General features: G+C 55.3%; 17 protein-coding genes. 12 read left to right on the top strand and 5 right to left on the bottom strand.

The features are described from left to right. Positions 1–76: 76 nt before the first annotated feature. The 8 genes from yhfZ (at position 77) to VGM55_RS24415 (ending at position 7509) form a co-directional block, all read left to right on the top strand. Positions 77–982 carry a GntR family transcriptional regulator YhfZ gene (yhfZ, locus tag VGM55_RS24450; protein WP_331637014.1) on the top strand — a complete coding sequence of 302 codons (906 nt, stop codon included), beginning with the start codon at positions 77–79 and terminating at the stop codon, positions 980–982. Between the two features lie 14 nt (positions 983–996). After that, the gene (locus VGM55_RS24445) at positions 997–1353 is read left to right on the top strand and encodes a PRD domain-containing protein (protein ID WP_331637013.1); all 357 of its coding nucleotides are present in this window, start codon (positions 997–999) and stop codon (positions 1351–1353) included. Between the two features lie 89 nt (positions 1354–1442). Beyond that, a complete protein-coding gene (locus tag VGM55_RS24440; RefSeq protein WP_331637012.1) occupies positions 1443–2615 on the top strand; it encodes a YhfX family PLP-dependent enzyme in 1173 nt (390 codons plus the stop codon). Next, positions 2608–3852, top strand: a complete 1245-nt coding sequence (locus VGM55_RS24435; protein WP_331637011.1) for a phosphopentomutase — start codon at positions 2608–2610, stop codon at positions 3850–3852. The genes VGM55_RS24440 and VGM55_RS24435 overlap by 8 nt, the downstream gene beginning before the upstream one ends. After that, entirely contained in the window at positions 3839–4729 is an 891-nt protein-coding gene (locus tag VGM55_RS24430; protein ID WP_154189090.1) for a phosphotriesterase-related protein, read from the top strand. The genes VGM55_RS24435 and VGM55_RS24430 overlap by 14 nt, the downstream gene beginning before the upstream one ends. 9 nt (positions 4730–4738) lie before the next feature. Continuing rightward, entirely contained in the window at positions 4739–5092 is a 354-nt protein-coding gene (locus VGM55_RS24425; protein WP_038478118.1) for a DUF2620 domain-containing protein, read from the top strand. Positions 5093–5102: 10 nt separating this feature from the next. Continuing rightward, positions 5103–6407: a YhfT family protein gene (locus VGM55_RS24420; RefSeq protein WP_154189089.1), complete on the top strand. Its 1305-nt coding sequence runs from the start codon at positions 5103–5105 to the stop codon at positions 6405–6407. Positions 6408–6417: 10 nt separating this feature from the next. After that, entirely contained in the window at positions 6418–7509 is a 1092-nt protein-coding gene (locus VGM55_RS24415; RefSeq protein ID WP_331637010.1) for an aminotransferase class V-fold PLP-dependent enzyme, read from the top strand. A 178-nt stretch (positions 7510–7687) separates the two neighbouring features. On the opposite strand, the gene cysG is transcribed toward VGM55_RS24415, so the two are convergent. From cysG to nirB, 4 genes are all read right to left on the bottom strand, one after another. After that, entirely contained in the window at positions 7688–9061 is a 1374-nt protein-coding gene (gene cysG, locus VGM55_RS24410; protein ID WP_331637009.1) for a siroheme synthase CysG, read from the bottom strand. A 13-nt stretch (positions 9062–9074) separates the two neighbouring features. Beyond that, complete coding sequence (nirC, locus tag VGM55_RS24405; RefSeq protein ID WP_154189087.1) at positions 9075–9881, bottom strand: nitrite transporter NirC; 807 nt, start codon at positions 9879–9881, stop codon at positions 9075–9077. Between the two features lie 187 nt (positions 9882–10068). Further along, positions 10069–10395 carry a nitrite reductase small subunit NirD gene (gene nirD, locus VGM55_RS24400; RefSeq protein WP_154189086.1) on the bottom strand — a complete coding sequence of 109 codons (327 nt, stop codon included), beginning with the start codon at positions 10393–10395 and terminating at the stop codon, positions 10069–10071. After that, positions 10392–12941: a nitrite reductase large subunit NirB gene (gene nirB, locus VGM55_RS24395; RefSeq protein ID WP_331637008.1), complete on the bottom strand. Its 2550-nt coding sequence runs from the start codon at positions 12939–12941 to the stop codon at positions 10392–10394. Before nirB ends, nirD begins: the two co-directional genes overlap by 4 nt. Before the next feature lie 211 nt (positions 12942–13152). Here nirB and VGM55_RS24390 point away from each other — a divergent pair, with 211 nt between their 5' ends. Beyond that, entirely contained in the window at positions 13153–14451 is a 1299-nt protein-coding gene (locus VGM55_RS24390; RefSeq protein WP_331637038.1) for a cytosine deaminase, read from the top strand. A gap of 23 nt (positions 14452–14474) precedes the next feature. Here VGM55_RS24390 and tsgA read toward each other — a convergent pair whose 3' ends face one another. After that, entirely contained in the window at positions 14475–15659 is a 1185-nt protein-coding gene (tsgA, locus tag VGM55_RS24385) for an MFS transporter TsgA (protein WP_154189083.1), read from the bottom strand. A gap of 280 nt (positions 15660–15939) precedes the next feature. On the opposite strand from tsgA, the gene ppiA reads away from it, so the two are divergent. From ppiA to argD, 3 genes are all read left to right on the top strand, one after another. Continuing rightward, positions 15940–16512 carry a peptidylprolyl isomerase A gene (gene ppiA, locus VGM55_RS24380; RefSeq protein ID WP_154189082.1) on the top strand — a complete coding sequence of 191 codons (573 nt, stop codon included), beginning with the start codon at positions 15940–15942 and terminating at the stop codon, positions 16510–16512. 123 nt (positions 16513–16635) lie between these two features. Beyond that, the gene (pabA, locus tag VGM55_RS24375; protein WP_154189081.1) at positions 16636–17199 is read left to right on the top strand and encodes an aminodeoxychorismate synthase component 2; all 564 of its coding nucleotides are present in this window, start codon (positions 16636–16638) and stop codon (positions 17197–17199) included. A gap of 88 nt (positions 17200–17287) precedes the next feature. Then, positions 17288–18508 carry a bifunctional acetylornithine/succinyldiaminopimelate transaminase gene (gene argD, locus VGM55_RS24370; protein ID WP_331637007.1) on the top strand — a complete coding sequence of 407 codons (1221 nt, stop codon included), beginning with the start codon at positions 17288–17290 and terminating at the stop codon, positions 18506–18508. Positions 18509–18510: the final 2 nt, after the last annotated feature.

Below are 18510 nucleotides of genomic sequence, written 5' to 3'. Positions count from 1 at the left end.
CTTTTGTCATTTTCCCCTTTGCCATCTATATTCAATTTTATGAAGATATATTCATTCAATAAATTGAAGATAACAGATGAGCCGCAGCTTTATTAAAAAAGAGGGCGTAGCCCAATCCAGTCTGGCCCGTTATTTATTGGGTGAGAAATGTGGTAACAGACTGAAAACCATTGATGAATTAGCCGGCGAGTGCGGTTTTTCCGTTGGCCTGACGCAGGCGGCTTTAAAGACGCTGGAGAAGGCCGGAGCCGTGAGCGTTGAGCGCCGCGGCCGCAACGGCAGCTACCTGCTGAGCATGGATAACAAAGCCCTATTGGCGTTCGCGGATATCGGCAATGTAGTTTGTGCTATGCCGCTGCCGTACACCCGCCTTTATGAAGGGCTAGCCAGCGGCCTGAAGGCGCAGTTTGACGGCATCCCGTTTTACTACGCCCACATGCGAGGGTCCGATGCGCGAGTGGAGTGCCTGCTGAACGGCGTTTATGACCTCGCCGTCGTCTCCAGGCTGGCGGCGGAAAGCTATCTCAGCAATCCGGATATTTTTATCGCGCTGGCGCTGGGGCCGCACACCTACGTGGGCGAGCACAAGTTGATTTGTCGCGCCGGGCAGCAGGAAAGTATCCGCCGCATTGGGATTGACCCACGTTCGGCGGATCAGCGCATCATGACGGATGTTTATTTCGCCGGGCAGGATGTGGAATTGCTCGACGTGTCGTACCACGAGTGCCTGCACAGAATCGCAAAAGGTAGCGTGGATGCGGTGATTTGGAACGTCAGCAACGAGGCCGACCTGGCAGCGCTGGGGCTGACCGCACTCCCGTTAAACGGGGACAAATGCTTCCTGGCTGCATCGGAAGCGGTGGTGCTGACGCGCAGCGAAGATATCCCCATTCAGCAATTGCTGAGAACGGTGGTGGATAAGAATGCGCTGCTGACTCATCAGCAAAGCGTGCTGAGCGGCGAACTGGAACCAAGCTATTGACAGAGGTAATCAGTATGGAAGACCGGCTCAACCTGCTGTGTGATGCGGGCGTCATCGACCAGGATATTTGCGATGGCATGAAAGTAGTTGTAACGCAGCTGGAAACCCATTGGGCTATTCCGCTGCAAAACGAACAGGGCGCGATGGCGATTACCCACATGGCTAACGCGCTGATGCGCAGCCGCCGGGGCGAGGAAGTCGGCCCGCTGGATGACGAGCTGCTGGAGGAAATTAAAACCGACAGCGTGTTCGGCGAAGTAGAGCAGGCGCATTATTCGCTGCTGGCTCCGTTCAACGTCAAGCTTCATCCGAACGAAGAAGGTTACCTGCTCGCTAACCTGTTCAGCCTGTGGCTGATTCACAAGCGCTAACGGATTTATATGCAGCGGTTTTTCTCACCTTAAATATTCAAAAAAATGATTATTTAGGCTGGTTTATCTATCAGGTCGCGAGGCAAGGCATGTTTATTGAGGCACTCAAGGCACAAAACCCGGCGTTGATTGAGGCGGCCAGAACCCTCTGGCGGCAGGGCGCGGTGCTACCCGACACCTGGATCATCGATGTCGATCAGGTACTGGAAAATGGCCGTAAACTGCTCGCGGCCGCGCAGAAGCACGGCATCACGCTCTACTTTATGACCAAGCAGCTGGGGCGCAATCCATGGCTTGCCAACAAGCTGGTTGAACTGGGCTTCAGGGGCGCGGTGGCCGTTGACTTTAAAGAAGCCAGAACGCTGCGTGACGCAAATGTGCCTGTTTCACATGTTGGTCATTTGGTACAGGTTCCCGTGGCGCGAGTGGAAGATAGCGTTAATGGCTCGACCGAAATCATCACGCTGTTCTCGCTGGAGAAAGCGCGTGAAGTTTCGGATGCCGCGCTGGCCTGCGGGCGCGTTCAGGCGGTGATGCTGAAGGTGTTTGCCGACTACGACCGGCTTTATCCGGGTCAGGAAGCCGGTTTTCCGCTCATCGAGCTGGATGATGTGGTGCAAAAAATTCGTGAAATGCAGGGAATTCGGCTTGCCGGGCTGACGCATTTTCCCTGTCTGCTCTGGAACGAGGAACAGCAGCAAACGCAGCCGACCCGCAACCTGATGACGCTGCTTAAGGCCCGGGATCTGCTGCACGAGCAGGGGATTGAGATCGAGCAAATCAACGCGCCCTCGGCCTCAAGCTGCAGCACTTTCCCGATTCTGGCCGAGTACGGGGTAACCCATGCCGAACCGGGCCATGCGCTAACCGGCACAATCCCTGCTAATCAGCACGGTGACCAGCCGGAAGCAATCGCCATGCTTTATCTGACGGAAGTTTCGCACCAGTTTCAGGGCAAAAGCTATTGCTATGGCGGGGGGTATTATCGACGCGGCCACGCGCAGAATGCGCTGGTGTTAAGCAGTGATGCACAGCCCGAGCAGGCACGATTGCTGCCGCCAGACAGCACCAGCATTGATTATCACCTGGCGCTGGAAGGCCGCTATCCCGTTGGCAGCCCGGTGGTGATGTGCTTCCGCACGCAGATTTTTGTCACCCGCAGCGATGTGGCGCTGGTGTCCGGTATTCAAAGCGGGAACCCGGTACTCGAAGCGCTCTACGACAGCCTTGGGCATCCTCTTCAGGGAGGTCAGCATGAGTAAGTTCTTGGTGCTGGTGATAGACAGTTTTGGCGTGGGTGCCATGGACGATGTGCCACAGGTCAGGCCGCAGGACATCGGGGCGAACACTTGCGGGCATATTTTGCAGCATTTTCCTGAACTGCGTCTGCCCACACTTGAGAAGCTGGGGCTGATAAACGCGCTGGGCTTTGCTGCCAACGTTATGCAGCCGAACGCCGATGCCGTTTATGGAACCGCAGCGCTGCAGCATGAAGGCGGCGACACCTTTATGGGCCATCAGGAAATTTTGGGCACGCGGCCGCAGACCCCCTTACGCATGCCGTTTTCTGAAGTTATCGACGAAGTAGAGCAGGCGCTGTTTGACGCTGGCTGGCAGGTTGAACGCAAAGGCGCTGAGCTGCAGTTTTTGTGGGTAAACCAGGCCGTGGCCGTGGGCGATAATCTTGAGGCCGATCTCGGGCAGGTGTTTAACATTAGCGCCAATCTCAGCGCTATACCGTTTGAGCAGGTGCGCGCCATTGGCGAAGTGGTCCGCCGTTGCGTCAAAGTGGGTCGGGTCATTGCCTTTGGCGGCCTGCTTGAGAGCAGCGAACAGTTGATCGACGCCGCTGAAGAAAAACAGGGCCTTTATGTCGGCATTAATGCGCCGCGTTCAGGGGTATATAAAAGTGGGTTTCAGGTCGTGCACATGGGCTATGGCGTGGACGCTAGCGTCCAGGCTCCGCTGCAGCTGCATCAGGTCGGGGTTAAAACCGTGCTGGTGGGAAAGGTGGCCGACATCGCGATTAACCCACACGGCATCAGCTACCAGAATCTGGTCGACTCCCAGAGCATCCTCGATATCACCCGGGATGAGCTGAATAAACCCGGCCGCGCGTTTATCTGTACCAATATTCAGGAAACTGACCTGGCGGGCCATGCGGAAGACGTTGCGCGCTACGCCGAGCGACTTGAGCTGGTAGATAAAAATCTGGCTTTGCTGATGGCGGATATGCAGGCGGGAGACTGCCTGGTGGTGATGGCCGACCACGGTAACGATCCGACTATCGGCCACAGCAAGCACACGCGTGAAAACGTCCCTTTGCTGGTGTGGCAGCCCGGCATAACAGGCGCTTATCTGGGCGCACGCGCTACGCTTTCTGATGTAGGCGCAACGGTTTGTGACTTTTTTCGGGCAGCTGCGCCGCAGAACGGTACTTCGTTCCTGCCGCTGCTGAATGTCTCTTCTGCACGTGGAGTGAATCATGACAGGGCATAAGCATATCGATCCATCGGGCTATACCTATGCCCATGAGCATCTTCATATCGATCTTTCCAGCTTCAAGGACAACATCGATTGCCGTCTGGATCAGTACGAGCTGATTTGCGGTGAGATGACGTCACTCTATGAGCAGGGCGTACGCAATATCATAGAAATGACCAACCGCTATATGGGGCGTAACCCTCAGTTTATGCTGGATATCATGCGTGATACCGGTATGAACGTGATGGCCTGTACCGGTTATTATCAGCATGACTTCTTCCCGCCGCACGTGGCCACCACGCCGGTGAAAGTGCTGGCGCAGGAGATGATCGATGAAATTGAGATCGGCATCGACGGCACGGCATTAAAAGCCGGAATTATTGCGGAGATCGGCTCCAGTGTGGATGTGATTACGCCAGTAGAATCCCGGGTATTCCAGGCGGCGGCCATCGCGCATCATGAGACCGGCAGGCCGATTTCGACCCACACGTCATTCAGCACCATGGGCCTTGAACAGCTTGCGTTGCTGAAGTCATGGTGCGTGGATCTTTCCCGCGTCACCATCGGCCACTGTGACCTGAAAGATAACCTCGAAAACATCCTGCGGATGATTGACCTGGGCGCCTACGTTCAATTCGATACCATCGGCAAAAACAGCTATTACCCGGACGAAAAACGCATTGCGATGCTGAGTGCGCTCAAAGAACGCGGCCTGCTCGACCACGTCATGCTGTCGATGGATATTACTCGCCGTTCTCATTTAAAAGCGAACGGCGGGCCTGGTTTTGATTATTTACTTACCACGTTTGTGCCGATGCTGCTGGAGGTCGGTTTCAGCCAGCCAGACATCGATTTGATGTTACGTGACAACCCCTCTGTCTTTTATAAGTAAGGATTTTCCATGAAAAAGATCGGTGTCGCTGGCCTACAGCGCGAACTCATCAAACAAACCATCGAAACCGCCGCACCGGGCAGCTTCGAAGTGTTTATCTACAACGACATGGACGCCGCGCTGAAGGTGAAATCCGGCCAGCTTGATTACTACATTGGGGCCTGTAATACCGGGGCGGGGGCTGCATTGTCTATCGCCATCGCGGTGATCGGCTACAACCGCAGCTGTACCATCGCCAAGCCCGGTATCAAAGCCAAAGAGGAGCAGATTGCCCGCCTGGTATCTGAAGGCAAGGTGGCATTTGGCCTCTCCGTCGAACATATCGAGCATGCCATCCCGCTGCTGGTTAACCATTTAAAATAAAGGCATCCGTATGGAATTTTACCTTCACCTTGTTGTTGTTGCCTTACTTACCGGGATGACGGCTTTACTGGCGCACCGCTCCGCGGCGGTGTTTCATGACGGGATCCGGCCGATTTTGCCGCAGCTTATCGAAGGCAATATGAATCGCCGCGAGGCGGGCAGTATCGCCTTTGGCCTGAGCATCGGCTTTGTGGCCTCGGTTGGGATCTCTTTTACCCTGAAGACCGGGCTGCTTAACAGCTGGCTGCTGTTCTTGCCGACCGACATCCTCGGCGTGCTGGCGGCCAACAGCGTGCTGGCCTTTGGGCTTGGCGCCGTCTGGGGCGTTCTGATCCTCACCTGCCTGGTGCCGGTGAATCATCTGCTGACCGCGCTGCCGGTAGACGTTCTCGGCTCGCTTGGCGAACTGAGTTCCCCGGTGGTTTCAGCCTTTGCGCTGTTCCCGCTGGTGGCGATTTTCTACCAGTTTGGTTGGAAGAATAGCCTGTTCGCGGCGGTGGTTGTGCTGCTGACCCGCGTGCTGGTAGTGCGTTTCTTCCCGCAGCTGAACCCGGAATCCATCGAGATTTTCGTCGGTATGGTTATGCTGCTGGCGATTGCGATTTTTCAGGATCTGCGCGCTCGCGATAAGCATGAGCACGATGCTCACGGGCAGTCGGTGTTTGAGGAGCGTACCTCGAGGATCATTAAAAATCTGCCTTATATCGCCATCGTTGGTGGCCTGATCGCCACCGTTGCCAGCATGAAGCTCTTTGCAGGCAGCGAGGTGTCTATCTTTACGCTGGAAAAAGCCTACAAGATTGGCCTCGATCCAACCCAGTCCCAGAGCCTGATAGATCAGGCCGCGCTGGCCGAGTTTATGCGTGGTCTGGGCTTTGTGCCGATGATTGCCACGACGGCGCTGGCGACCGGGGTTTATGCCGTGGCGGGGTTCACCTTTGTTTTTGCCGTAGGCTATCTGATTGCTAACCCGCTGCTCGCTTTTGTGCTCGGTGCGCTGGTGATTTCTGCCGAGGTTCTGCTGCTCCGTTCCATCGGGAAATGGCTGGGACGTTACCCTTCGGTACGCAACGCCTCGGATAATATCCGTAACGCGATGAACATGCTGATGGAGATGGCGCTGCTGATTGGCTCTATCTTTGCCGCCATCAAGATGGCGGGGTATACCGGCTTCACCATCGCGACGGCGTTGTACTTCCTGAACGAATCGCTGGGCCGCCCGGTGCAGAAAATGGCCGCGCCGGTTGTGGCGGTGATGATAACCGGCATTGTGCTGAATATTCTCTTCTTCTGCGGCCTGTTTATCCCGGCCTAAGGGAGGTTGTGTGGAAAGCTCGCCGTTGCAAAGCCTGAACCTGGCTCAGGCGCAGCAAAAGCAGTTTCGGCTGGTGGATATTATCTGTCGGCATTTTCCCGGCGCTGATTTTCTCAGCCAGGGCGATGTTGGCCTGGTATCCGGCCTCAATCAGCCCAAAACCACGCAGCGGGTTGAGTGGGTTCTGGCCGACTTCTTCTCTGCGCCGGCCGCCGCGCTGGTGCAGGGGGCCGGCACCGGGGCTATTCGCAGCGGGCTGGCGGCGTTGTTAAAGGCGGGCGATAAGCTGCTGATTCATCAGGCACCTCTGTACCCTACCACGGCGGTTATTGCCGAACAGATGGGGCTTGAGCTAATCAGGGCCGATTTTAATAAACCAGGTGAAGTGGATACCGCTATCGCCACGCATCGTCCGGCTGCGGCTTTGATTCAGCATACCCGCCAGACGCTGGATGATGCCTATCAGCTAGCGGAAGTCATTGCCTGCTTTAACCACCACGGCTTGCCGTCGCTGGCGGACGATAACTATGCGGTGATGAAGGTCGATAAAATCGGCTGCGAATGCGGATCGACCCTGTCGACCTTTTCCTGCTTTAAGCTGTTTGGCCCTGCAGGCGTGGGCGTGGTTGTCGGGGATAAAGCTGCGGTTCAGGCCGTGCGTCAGAGCATGTACTCCGGCGGCAGCCAGGTGCAGGGCTTTCAGGCCATGGAGGTGTTGCGCGGTTTGGTCTTCGCCCCGGTGATGCATGCCGTTCAGGCGCAGGTTAACGACGATCTGGTTGAACTCCTGTCGCAGGGGGCTGTGCCTCAGGTTAAAAATGCGTTTATCGCCAACGCGCAGTCAAAGGTTCTGCTGGTCGAGTTTCATCAGCCGATTGCCGAAAAGGTGCTTGCTGCGGCGCAGACGCTGGGGGCCTTACCTTATCCGGTGGGGGCAGAGTCGAAGTATGAAATACCGCCGCTCTTTTATCGGCTTTCCGGGACGTTCAGGCAGGCCGAGCCGGAGCTTGAAAAGCGGATGATCCGCATCAACCCGAACCGCAGCGGAGCGGAAACGGTGCTGCGAATTTTGCGGGAAAGCTGTGCAGAGGCAGAAAAGTAAAAGGGAGGCCAGTGCCTCCCTTAGATTGATGACAAACAGCCGAAAAACGTGGTTTTCGACTGTTTGGGGCAAACCAGAGAACATTGTTCATTGTTTTTATTAGACCTGGGTTCGGACTTTTTTAGATCAATGAACTTTGTCAGCAGTCTTAAGGGAGGCTTTGGGCCTCCCTTTATATTTAATGGTTTGAGAACCAGTTTAGCCTGTCGCGAAGGCCAACGACGCGCCCAACGATAATCAATGCCGGGCTGCCGACCTGCGTGGCTAATTCGCCTAATTGGTTCAGGGTGCCGTCCACGACGCGCTGATTCACCGCCGTACCGTTTTCCACCAGCGCCACCGGCATCGTCTCTTCCATGCCGTGAGCGATCAGCTGCTGCTGAATAGCAGAGGCCTGGTTAAGCCCCATATAGAACACCAGCGTCTGTTTTTCTGCCGCCAGGTTCGCCCAATCCAGCTCACCGCCGGTTTTTAAATGGCCGGTAACCAGGCGAACGCTTTGTGCATAGTCGCGGTGGGTAAGCGGAATGCCGGAATAGGCAGAACAACCGGAAGCTGCGGTAATCCCTGGCACCACGGAGAACGGGATCCCGCCGTTGCACAAGGTTTCCAGCTCTTCACCGCCGCGCCCGAAGATAAACGGATCGCCGCCTTTCAGACGCACGACGCGTTTGCCCTTTTGCGCCTCTCGCAGCAGGATTTGGTTAATCTCTTCCTGCGGCACGCAGTGGTAGCCTGCGCGCTTGCCGACGAACACGCGATCGGCATCACGACGCACCAGGTTCATGATGTCGTCCGATACCAGACGGTCGTAAACCACCACGTCAGCCTGCTGAATTTGCTGCAGGCCTTTCAGCGTTAACAAACCTGCATCGCCGGGACCAGCGCCAACCAGCACGACTTCGCCGCGATGATCGAGCGGGGTGGAGAACAGCGATTCCGTCTCTTTTTCAACGGCAAGCGGGTCTTCATTGGCCAGATACTGCGCCAGACGGTCGTTGGTGAAGAATTTTTCCCAGAAGCGGCGACGCTCGCCCATGGTGGCAAAAGTTTGCTTCACTCGGCCACGCAGCGTGCCCGCAAAGGCGGCGATTTTACCCAGATGCAGCGGCAGGCTGGCTTCCAGCTTTTCGCGCAGCAGTCGGGCCAGAACAGGGGAGGTACCGCCGGAAGAAACGGCGACCATCAGCGGGGAGCGGTCGATAATCGACGGCATAATGAAGCTCGCCTGTTTCGGTGCATCGACCACGTTGCAGAAGATCCGGCGGGACTCGGCGGCATCGCTAACTTGCTGATTGACCTCATCATCGTCGGTGGCGGCAATCGCCAGCCAGCTTTCGTCCAGCAGCGTTTCTGAGAACGTGCCTTCGGCCAGCGTCAGCATATTTTGTTCAGCCCACACCTTAAACTGTGGGCTGAACTCGAGGGCGTTAACGGTGATGCGCGCACCTGCCTCCAGCAATAAACGCGCTTTGCGTTCAGCGACGTCGCCCCCGCCTACCAGCAGGCAGGCGCGGCCACGTAACTGACAAAATATCGGCAGGTGATCCACGGTCAATCCTCAATTAATTACGGGCGGTTTCCGGTGCGCTTGCGCTCGCAGGCTGCGGGCGCTCGGCTTTCGGCGTAGCATACCAATAACCCAGACCCATGAATACTGCGCCTGACAGGGTATTCCCAAGCGTCACCCACAGCAGATTATGGCCAATACCAGACAGCGTATAAGCTTCGCTGTGGTGGCCAAACCAGGACAGGGCAAACAGCGTCATATTGGCGATAGAGTGCTCGTAGCCGGAGGCGATAAACGCCAGAAGACACCACCAGATAGCGAGAAACTTCGCTGCACCTTCGGTACGAATTGCCATCCAGATTGCCAGGCAAACCAGCCAGTTACACAGCGCGCCCTTGAAGAACAGCACCATCGCCGGCGTGGTGGTTTTTGCCAGCGCTACGCTGTGCACAATGCTGGTATCTACCGGTAACAGGCTGCCGCCACCCCAGTGATACAGCAAAGCGACAAACACGGACCCGAGCAGATTGCCAAGCCAGGTTTGCGGCAGAATTGCCCACATCTGGCCGTGAGAAATCGTGCCGGCCTTCACGCCGAAGGTCAGGAACATGGTGTGGCCGGTAAACAGCTCGGAACCGGCAATAATGACCAGCGTCAGGGCTATCCCGAAGGTCGCTCCCATCACCAACGGGCGCACGGAAGGATCGAGTAAATTACCGAGGGTGAAAATCAGGATGATGCCAAGGCCAACGTAGGCGCCCGCCATAGCGGAACTCACCCAGAAGCCCAGCGGGTTTGTCTTCGAGAGACGGTTAATCCGTGCGGCATTCGCTGCACACTTATTGATGGTATCGGTGAACATTTTTGTTATCCCAATGAAGTTAAAAAAGAAAAATTAAAAATGAATTACCCTCACCCCGGCCCTCTCCCAAAGGGAGAGGGGGAAACCCGTCGCCGCTATTGTTGCTCGATCGGTTCCCTCACTCCCGAGGGAGGAATACTGTCGGTACCCTCTCCCTCAGGGAGAGGGCAGGGTGAGGGTTTAAATATTAAGCTTTTATTTGTACCAGCCCGTCCTGCACGCGCGCTTCATAGTGCGGGACGGAACGGCTTTCATCTTCCATGCACAGGCCATCTCGCAGGCGGAAGTGCTGTTTTTTCAGCGGGCTGGCAACCCACAGCTCGTCCTGATGTTCTGCAATTAACCCTCGCGACAGCACGCTCGCTTCAAAAAACGGGTCAATATTGCTGATGGCATACACCTGCTCGTCGCGGCGCGGGCGGAAAATAGCAACCTGTGCCGCGCCCACCAGGGCGCAAACGCCGGTTGCAGGCAGGATGTCGTTTAGCTGACAAACGGTTGTCCACTGGCTCATGCGTGTTCCTCCACTTCTACCAGAGTGACCGGAATACGCTCATATGGCGTGGCCGGGCGATGTTGTTCGCGTTCGCTGACGATCTGCACATTCGGATCGCGCTGCGGGCTGTTGATAAAGTGTTTGAAGCGGACCTGAGCCTGTGGGTTGTTCACGGTTTCTGTCCACTCGCAGATCACTTTCTCACGCAGGCGGTTGAGCTCTGCTTCCAGCTGATCGTTGAGGCCTAATTTGTCGTCAACAATTACGCTACGCAGGTAATCGATGCCGCCTTCCAGATTTTCCATCCATACGGAAGTACGGGTGAGTTTGTCGGCGGTACGGATGTAGAACATCATGAAGCGGTCGAGGTACCTGATGATGGTCTTGCGGTCGAGATCTGCCGCCAGCAGGTCCGCGTGGCGCGGCTTCATGCCGCCGTTGCCGCAAACATACAGGTTCCAGCCTTTCTCCGTGGCGATGATGCCAACGTCTTTGCCCTGCGCTTCCGCACATTCGCGGGTACAGCCGGAGACGCCAAACTTCATTTTGTGTGGCGTACGGATGCCTTTATAGCGGTTTTCCAGCTCGACGCCGAAGCCCACGCTATCGCCCACGCCGTAGCGACACCAGGTACTGCCTACGCACGTTTTCGCCATACGCAGTGCTTTGGCGTAGGCGTGGCCGGTTTCGAACCCGGCTTCGATCAGCTGACGCCAGATTTCAGGTAGGTCGTCCTTCTGTGCGCCAAACAGGCCGATACGCTGGGAACCGGTGATCTTGGTGTAAAGGTTATATTCACGTGCGATGCGGCCCACTTCCATCAGCCCTTGCGGCGTGATTTCACCCCCCGCCGAGCGTGGGATAACCGAGTAGGTGCCATCTTTCTGGATGTTGCCGAGGAAGTTATCGTTGGTGTCCTGCAGCGGTGTCAGCTCCGGCTGCAGCACATAGTCGTTCCAGCAGGAGGCCAGCAGCGAGCCAACGGTCGGTTTACAGACTTCACAGCCGTAACCTTTGCCGTATTTTTGCAGCAGCTGGTCGAAGGATGTGATCCCTTCAACGCGGATCAGGTGGTACAGCTCCTGGCGTGAGAAGGCGAAGTGCTCACACAGATTGTTGTTTACTTCGATACCGGCTTTCGCCAGCTCGGCGTTCAACACCTGGGTGACCAGCGGAATACAGCCGCCGCAGCCGGTCCCGGCTTTGGTCTCGGCTTTCAGTGCCGCCACGGTGTGGCAGCCTTTGTTGATAGCCGTGATCAGGTCGCCTTTAGTGACGTCAAAGCAGGAACAAATCTGTGCGCTTTCCGGTAGCTTATCTACGCCGATAGACGGTTTGCCGCTGCTGGCGTGTGCCGGGAGGATCAGAGCATCCGGGTTTTCCGGCAGCTCGATGGCATTCAGGACCAGTTGAAGGAGATTACCGTAGTCGCTGGTGTCGCCGACCAGCACCGCGCCGAGCAGAGTTTTATTGTCTTCGCTCACGACCAGACGTTTGTAAACCTCTTTGCTTTCATCGAGGTAAACATAGCTGCGGGCGTTTGGCGTGCGGCCATGAGCGTCGCCAATCCCGCCCACGTCAACGCCAAGCAATTTCAGCTTGGCGCTCATGTCTGCACCTTCAAAGGCGTTTTCGGTACCTAAAAGGTGATCGGCGGTAACCTGCGCCATTTTATAGCCTGGTGCGACGAGGCCGAAGACGCGGTTATTCCAGCTTGCGCATTCACCGATAGCGTAAATATCCGGGTCTGAAGTCTGGCAGTTATCGTTAATGCTGATACCGCCACGCTGTGCCGTTTCCAGACCACATTGGGTCGCCAGTTTATCCTGCGGGCGGATCCCCGTAGAGAACACGATAAAATCAACTTCGAGATCGCTACCGTCGGCAAAACGCATGGTTTTGCGCGCCTCGGTGCCCTGCTGGACGATTTCCTGGGTGTTTTTGCCGGTATGAACGCGAACGCCCATGCGCTCGATCTTGCTGCGCAACTGCTCGCCACCCATGCGGTCAAGCTGTTCGGCCATCAGCATTGGCGCGAATTCGATAACATGGGTTTCCACACCAAGGTTTTTCAGTGCGCCGGCCGCTTCGAGTCCCAGCAGTCCACCACCAACGACGGCACCGCGTTTGCTGCGGCGGGCGCAGGCTTCGATGGCGTTAAGATCTTCGATGGTACGGTAGACGAAGCAGTCCTGGGTTTCTGAACCCTTAATCGGTGGGATCCACGGGTAGGAACCCGTTGCCATGACCAGCTTGTCGTAATAAACGGTGCGGCCGGTATTGGAGTGGATCACTTTTTCCTGGCGGTTAATGGTAATGGCGCGTTCGCCAATGAGGACCTTTACGCCATGTTTTTCGTAATAGCCGTCGCGGACCAGCGAAAGTTCTTCAGCAGTATGATGAGAAAAATAAGAAGAGAGGTGCACTCGGTCATAGGCTTTGCGCGGTTCTTCACAAAATACGGTGATATCGAACTGGTCTGCTGGGGCTTTATCAAGTAAGTCTTCGATAAAGCGATGGCCAACCATGCCATTACCGATAACTGCTATTTTGACTTTGCTCATAATTGCCTCAATTTCTTTTTTATTACCGCCTACCTTAACGATTCAGCTCTGGTGATTATTGATGCAAATCAAACCCGTCTTCATATACCCATTAATGGGTATATAATTGATTTTGATGGATTTTTGTAAGTTATGGAATTGACTGGTTTTTCGCCAGTAAACCAAAGCGGTGTATGCTATGAAACAGTCTGCGACGGATAAGAGAGGACTTATGGAAACGAAAGCGTTACGGGTTATTCAGAATGTACGGCTGGCAGGCCGGGAAGGACTGTGGCGGTTGTCGATCGTTGACGGAAAATTTCAGGCCATTATGCCAATGGGCGAGGTACAGCAGAAAGGTGGGCAGGTTTTGGACGGCGAGGGCGGGTTAGCCATTGCGCCATTTGTCGAGCCGCATATCCACCTCGATACCACACAGACCGCCGGGCAGCCGAGCTGGAATCAGTCCGGCACGCTGTTTGAAGGGATTGAACGCTGGGCGGAGCGGAAGGCCCTGCTTAGTCATGAAGATGTAAAACACAGGGCGTGGCAGACGCTGAAGTGGCAGATTGCCAACGGCATCCAGTATGTTCGTACCCATGTGGACGTTTCTGACCCGACGCTGACCGCACTGAAAGCGATGCTTGAGGTGAAGCAGGAAGTTGCCCCGTGGGTAGAGCTGCAGCTGGTGGCTTTCCCGCAGGAGGGGATTCTCTCTTACCCGAACGGTGAGGCGCTTCTGGAAGAGTCGCTGCGGCTTGGGGCCGATGTGGTCGGGGCTATCCCACATTTCGAATTCACCCGCGAATACGGCGTTGAGTCGCTGCATAAAGCCTTTGCGCTGGCTCAGAAATATAACCGTCGACTGGATATTCACTGCGATGAAATAGACGACGAACAGTCACGCTTTGTGGAAACCGTTGCCGCTCTGGCTCATCGCGACGGTATCGGCGCGCGCGTTACCGCCAGCCACACAACGGCAATGCACTCCTACAACGGGGCCTATACCTCCCGGCTGTTCCGTTTGCTTAAGCTGTCTGGTATTAACTTTGTGGCAAACCCGCTGGTCAATATTCATTTGCAGGGACGTTTCGATGATTACCCTAAACGCCGCGGCGTAACGCGGGTGAAGGAGATGCTGAGGGCGGGCATTAACGTTTGCTTCGGCCATGATGATGTCTTTGACCCGTGGTATCCGCTCGGCACTGCCAATATGCTGCAGGTTCTGCATATGGGGCTGCATATTTGCCAACTGATGGGCTACCAGCAAATTGATGAAGGGCTAAAGTTGATTACCGATAACAGCGCCCGAACCTTCGGCGTGGAGGATTACGGCATCGCAGAGGGCAACACGGCGCACCTGGTTATTCTGCCTGCTGAAAATGGATTTGATGCGGTGCGGCGTCAGGTGCCGGTACGCTGGTCCATTCGTGCCGGACGGGTAATCGCGACTACGCAGCCTGCTCAAACGAAGATAATACTGGGCGATAAGACGGAAGACATTCAGTTTGCAGGACCCTCTCCCCGTTAAGGGAGAGGAGGATTGCAAGGCGATCAGTGCGCGGTAGCAGCAGCGCCATGGCTACGGTGTTTGGTCACGAAACCGAGCACCATACACATGACGAACACGACTGCGTACAGGCCGTTAGCGGTATGCAGAGCAGCCAGAGGGCCACTGTGGGCAACGATTGGGCCGGTGACGATAAAGGTCAGCATGGTACCAACGGTACCGCAGGTCAGCACAAAGTTAACCAGCTTCGGCGAAGACACTTTGGTCTGCTGTGAACCCAGGGTGATGATGGTGGTGTAAATCGCGCTGGAGAAGAAGCCAAGTGCCAGAATAAACCAGGCAAGATGCGCTGGATCGCCGTGGTTGAACAGGTACATCAGCACGGTAGCGGCACCGGCCAGTACGGTCAAAATGCGCTGCAGGTCGAAGAAGCGAAGAATAAAGCTGAACGCCCACATACCGAACATATAGGACATCCAGAAGTCACTGACCAGCTTACCGGCATCGTTGATGCTCATGCCGAGGCCTTTAGCATATTCCGGTACCCAGGAGATAAAGCCCAGCTGGCCGAGGATGTAGCACAGCGCCGCGACGGACAGGAACAGTACGCCGATGCCCCATTTTTCTTTCACAACCGGCTGGTCGTCTTTCTTCGCGTGTTTACCCAGCGCCGGGAACTCACAGCCCAGGGTCAGCAGGAAGATAGCAACGTAGACCAGGCCGATACACACGTAGACCCAGTACCAGTTGATGCTGCGGGCAAGCAGGATGGCGGCGACCATCGGGAAAATCATCCCGGCCATGCTGAAGAAGGAGTCGGTAAACAGCAGGCGGGAACCGCGCTGACGCCCTTCATACATATGGGTGATCAGGAAGGTACCAATCGACATGGTTATCCCGCTTACCAGACCCAGCACGAACATGGAAGCGGAGAAGATAGCCAGGTTATGACCGAAGATCAGGCCGGCCACGGCCAGCACCATCAGCAGGAAGCCAAAGCGCAGCTGGGTTTTCAGCGGAACAATTTCCATCAGCCAGGCATTCAGGAAGATAGAGATCAGGATACCGGCGTTAAGGAAGGTAAAAGTATTACTCATGCTGGACACCGGCAGATTGAAATACTCTGCGATGTTCCCCATCACCATCCCGGTGACGATCACCAACGCACCGGTCAGGGCGTAGGAGAAGAAGCTAATCCATAAAAGCTTGGTTCGGTTGCTGTTAGTCATAACGAGCCTGTGCAAGGAAGTGTAAAGCGCATTGACAGCGCGGCGGACGGGCAGATTTTAGTCATTTGCGTGATCTATTTAAATGAATTATGAATTTATTGCTGAAATAAACTGATCAATTCATGAAGTGTGTCACATATTTCAATCTGTTTCAGCGTGTTAGCATTGCAACTTATTGATTTGCGTAAAAGTAAATAACCGTAAATGGCTGGCGTCGACTGCGGTGCCTCTTTACAATCAAGCAACTTGCTTCACTCACTGCCTTCGTAAGGAATTGTTCATGCTCAAATCGACACTGGCGGCTGTTGCAGCTGTACTTGCTCTCTCCGCGCTTTCCCCTGCTGCGCTGGCTGCAAAAGGCGACCCGCACGTCCTGTTGACCACCTCGGCTGGCAATATTGAGCTTGAGTTAAATAGCCAAAAAGCACCGGTATCAGTGAAAAACTTTGTGGATTACGTCAACAGCGGTTTTTATAACAACACGACCTTCCACCGCGTGATCCCCGGTTTTATGATTCAGGGCGGCGGCTTCACCGAAGATATGAACCAGAAGCAACCTAACCCGCCGATTAAGAACGAAGCGGACAACGGCCTGCGCAACACACGCGGTACCGTTTCTATGGCGCGTACCGCCGATAAAGACAGCGCAACCAGCCAGTTCTTTATTAACGTTGCGGATAACGCTTTCCTTGACCATGGCCAGCGTGACTTTGGTTACGCGGTGTTTGGCAAAGTGGTGAAAGGTCTGGACGTTGCCGATAAGATTTCCCAGGCTCCGAGTCACAATGTGGGTCCGTACCAGAATGTGCCGTCAAAACCTATCGTGATCCTTTCCGCGAAAGTGCTGCCTTAAGCTTTTCGGCGCGGGCCTTGTCGCCCGCGCTGCTCCTTCCAGAAACAGAGAATTTCAATAAGTGATGAGTCAGGCCAGAGAAAGCGACTAGAATAGCGCGTTCTTTTTTGCCCTGGAGCCGCCATGTTACTGCTTATCGACAACTATGATTCCTTTACCTGGAACCTCTACCAGTATTTTTGCGAGCTGGGCGAGGAGGTGCTGGTTAAGCGTAACGACGAAATTGGGCTGGGCGATATTGAGCGTCTGGCGCCGAAAAAACTGGTGATCTCCCCTGGCCCTTGCACCCCAAATGAGGCCGGTATCTCACTTGCTGCCATTAATCACTTCGCCGGTAAGTTACCTATTCTGGGCGTTTGCCTCGGGCATCAGGCTATTGCGCAGGCTTTTGGCGCAACTATCGTACGTGCTGAACAAGTGATGCACGGAAAAACTTCCGCTATCAGTCATAACGGCAGCGGCGTATTTCGTGGGTTGAATAATCCGCTTACCGTGACTCGCTACCACTCGCTGCTCATCGATCCTGAAACCTTGCCCGACAGCTTTGACGTCACGGCCTGGACGGATAAGCAGGAAATTATGGGCATCCGCCATCGCACTCTGAACATCGAAGGCGTACAGTTTCACCCGGAAAGTATTCTCAGTGAACAGGGGCATGCTTTACTGGCGAATTTCCTTGCTGGCTAAATTGTCGCTTGCCTGATTTTGGTTTTTTATGCATATTTCGTGATTATATTTTCATTCACATTTAACGCATGAAACGGGTGAGGGATAGATGGCAACTGAACAATCAGCGGTGACGCGGGCGACCTTCGATGAAGTGATTTTGCCGATTTATGCACCAGCAGAGTTTATTCCTGTTAAAGGGAAGGGCAGCCGCGTGTGGGACTCCGACGGGAAAGAGTACGTGGACTTTGCGGGAGGGATCGCCGTGACCGCGCTGGGGCATTGCCACCCAACGCTTGTGGAGGCGCTGAAGACCCAGGGTGAAACCCTATGGCACACCAGCAACGTTTTTACCAATGAGCCTGCCCTGAAGCTTGCCCGTAAGCTGATTGACGCCACCTTTGCCGAGCGCGTCGTCTTTATGAACTCCGGCACAGAGGCGAATGAAACGGCCTTTAAGCTGGCCCGCTACTATGCTTCGACTCGCCACAGCCCGTACAAAAGTAAAATCATTGCCTTCTACAATGCGTTTCACGGCCGCTCGCTGTTTACCGTCTCCGTTGGCGGGCAGGCTAAATACTCCGACGGCTTTGGTCCGAAACCGGCCGACATTATCCACGTTCCCTACAACGACCTTGCGGCGGTAAAAGCCGTAATGGATGATCATACCTGTGCGGTAGTGGTGGAGCCCATTCAGGGGGAAGGCGGCGTCACGGCGGCTACGCCGGAGTTCCTCCAGGGGCTGCGTGATTTGTGTGATGAGCACCAGGCGCTGCTGGTGTTTGATGAAGTGCAGTCTGGAATGGGGCGCACGGGTGAGCTGTTTGCTTACATTAACTACGGCGTCACCCCGGATATTCTGACCAGCGCCAAAGCCCTCGGCGGTGGTTTCCCGGTGAGCGCGATGCTGACCACCCATGAGATTGCTTCCGCATTTCACGTGGGCAGCCACGGTTCAACCTACGGCGGTAATCCGCTGGCGTGCGCAGTGGCCGGGGCGGCTTTCGATATCATCAATACGCCAGAAGTTCTCAAAGGCGTGGCGGCCAAACGTCAGCTTTTCGTTGAACAACTGCAGAAGATCAACGCGCAGTTTGATCTGTTTAGCGACATTCGCGGCATGGGGCTGTTGATTGGCGCAGAACTTAACGAGAAATACAAAGGGCGCGCGCGCGAGTTTCTCTATGCGGGCGCGGCAGAAGGCGTGATGGTGTTGAACGCCGGGCCGGACGTTATGCGTTTCGCGCCTTCGCTTATCGTTGATGACGCGGATATCGTGGAAGGAATGCAGCGCTTCGCCAAAGCGGTTGCCCACGTGGTGGCGGGTTAAAA

The organism is Cedecea sp. (assembly GCF_036500665.1).
Lineage (GTDB): Bacteria > Pseudomonadota > Gammaproteobacteria > Enterobacterales > Enterobacteriaceae > Cedecea.
This window is presented reverse-complemented; position numbering and strand designations above follow the sequence as displayed.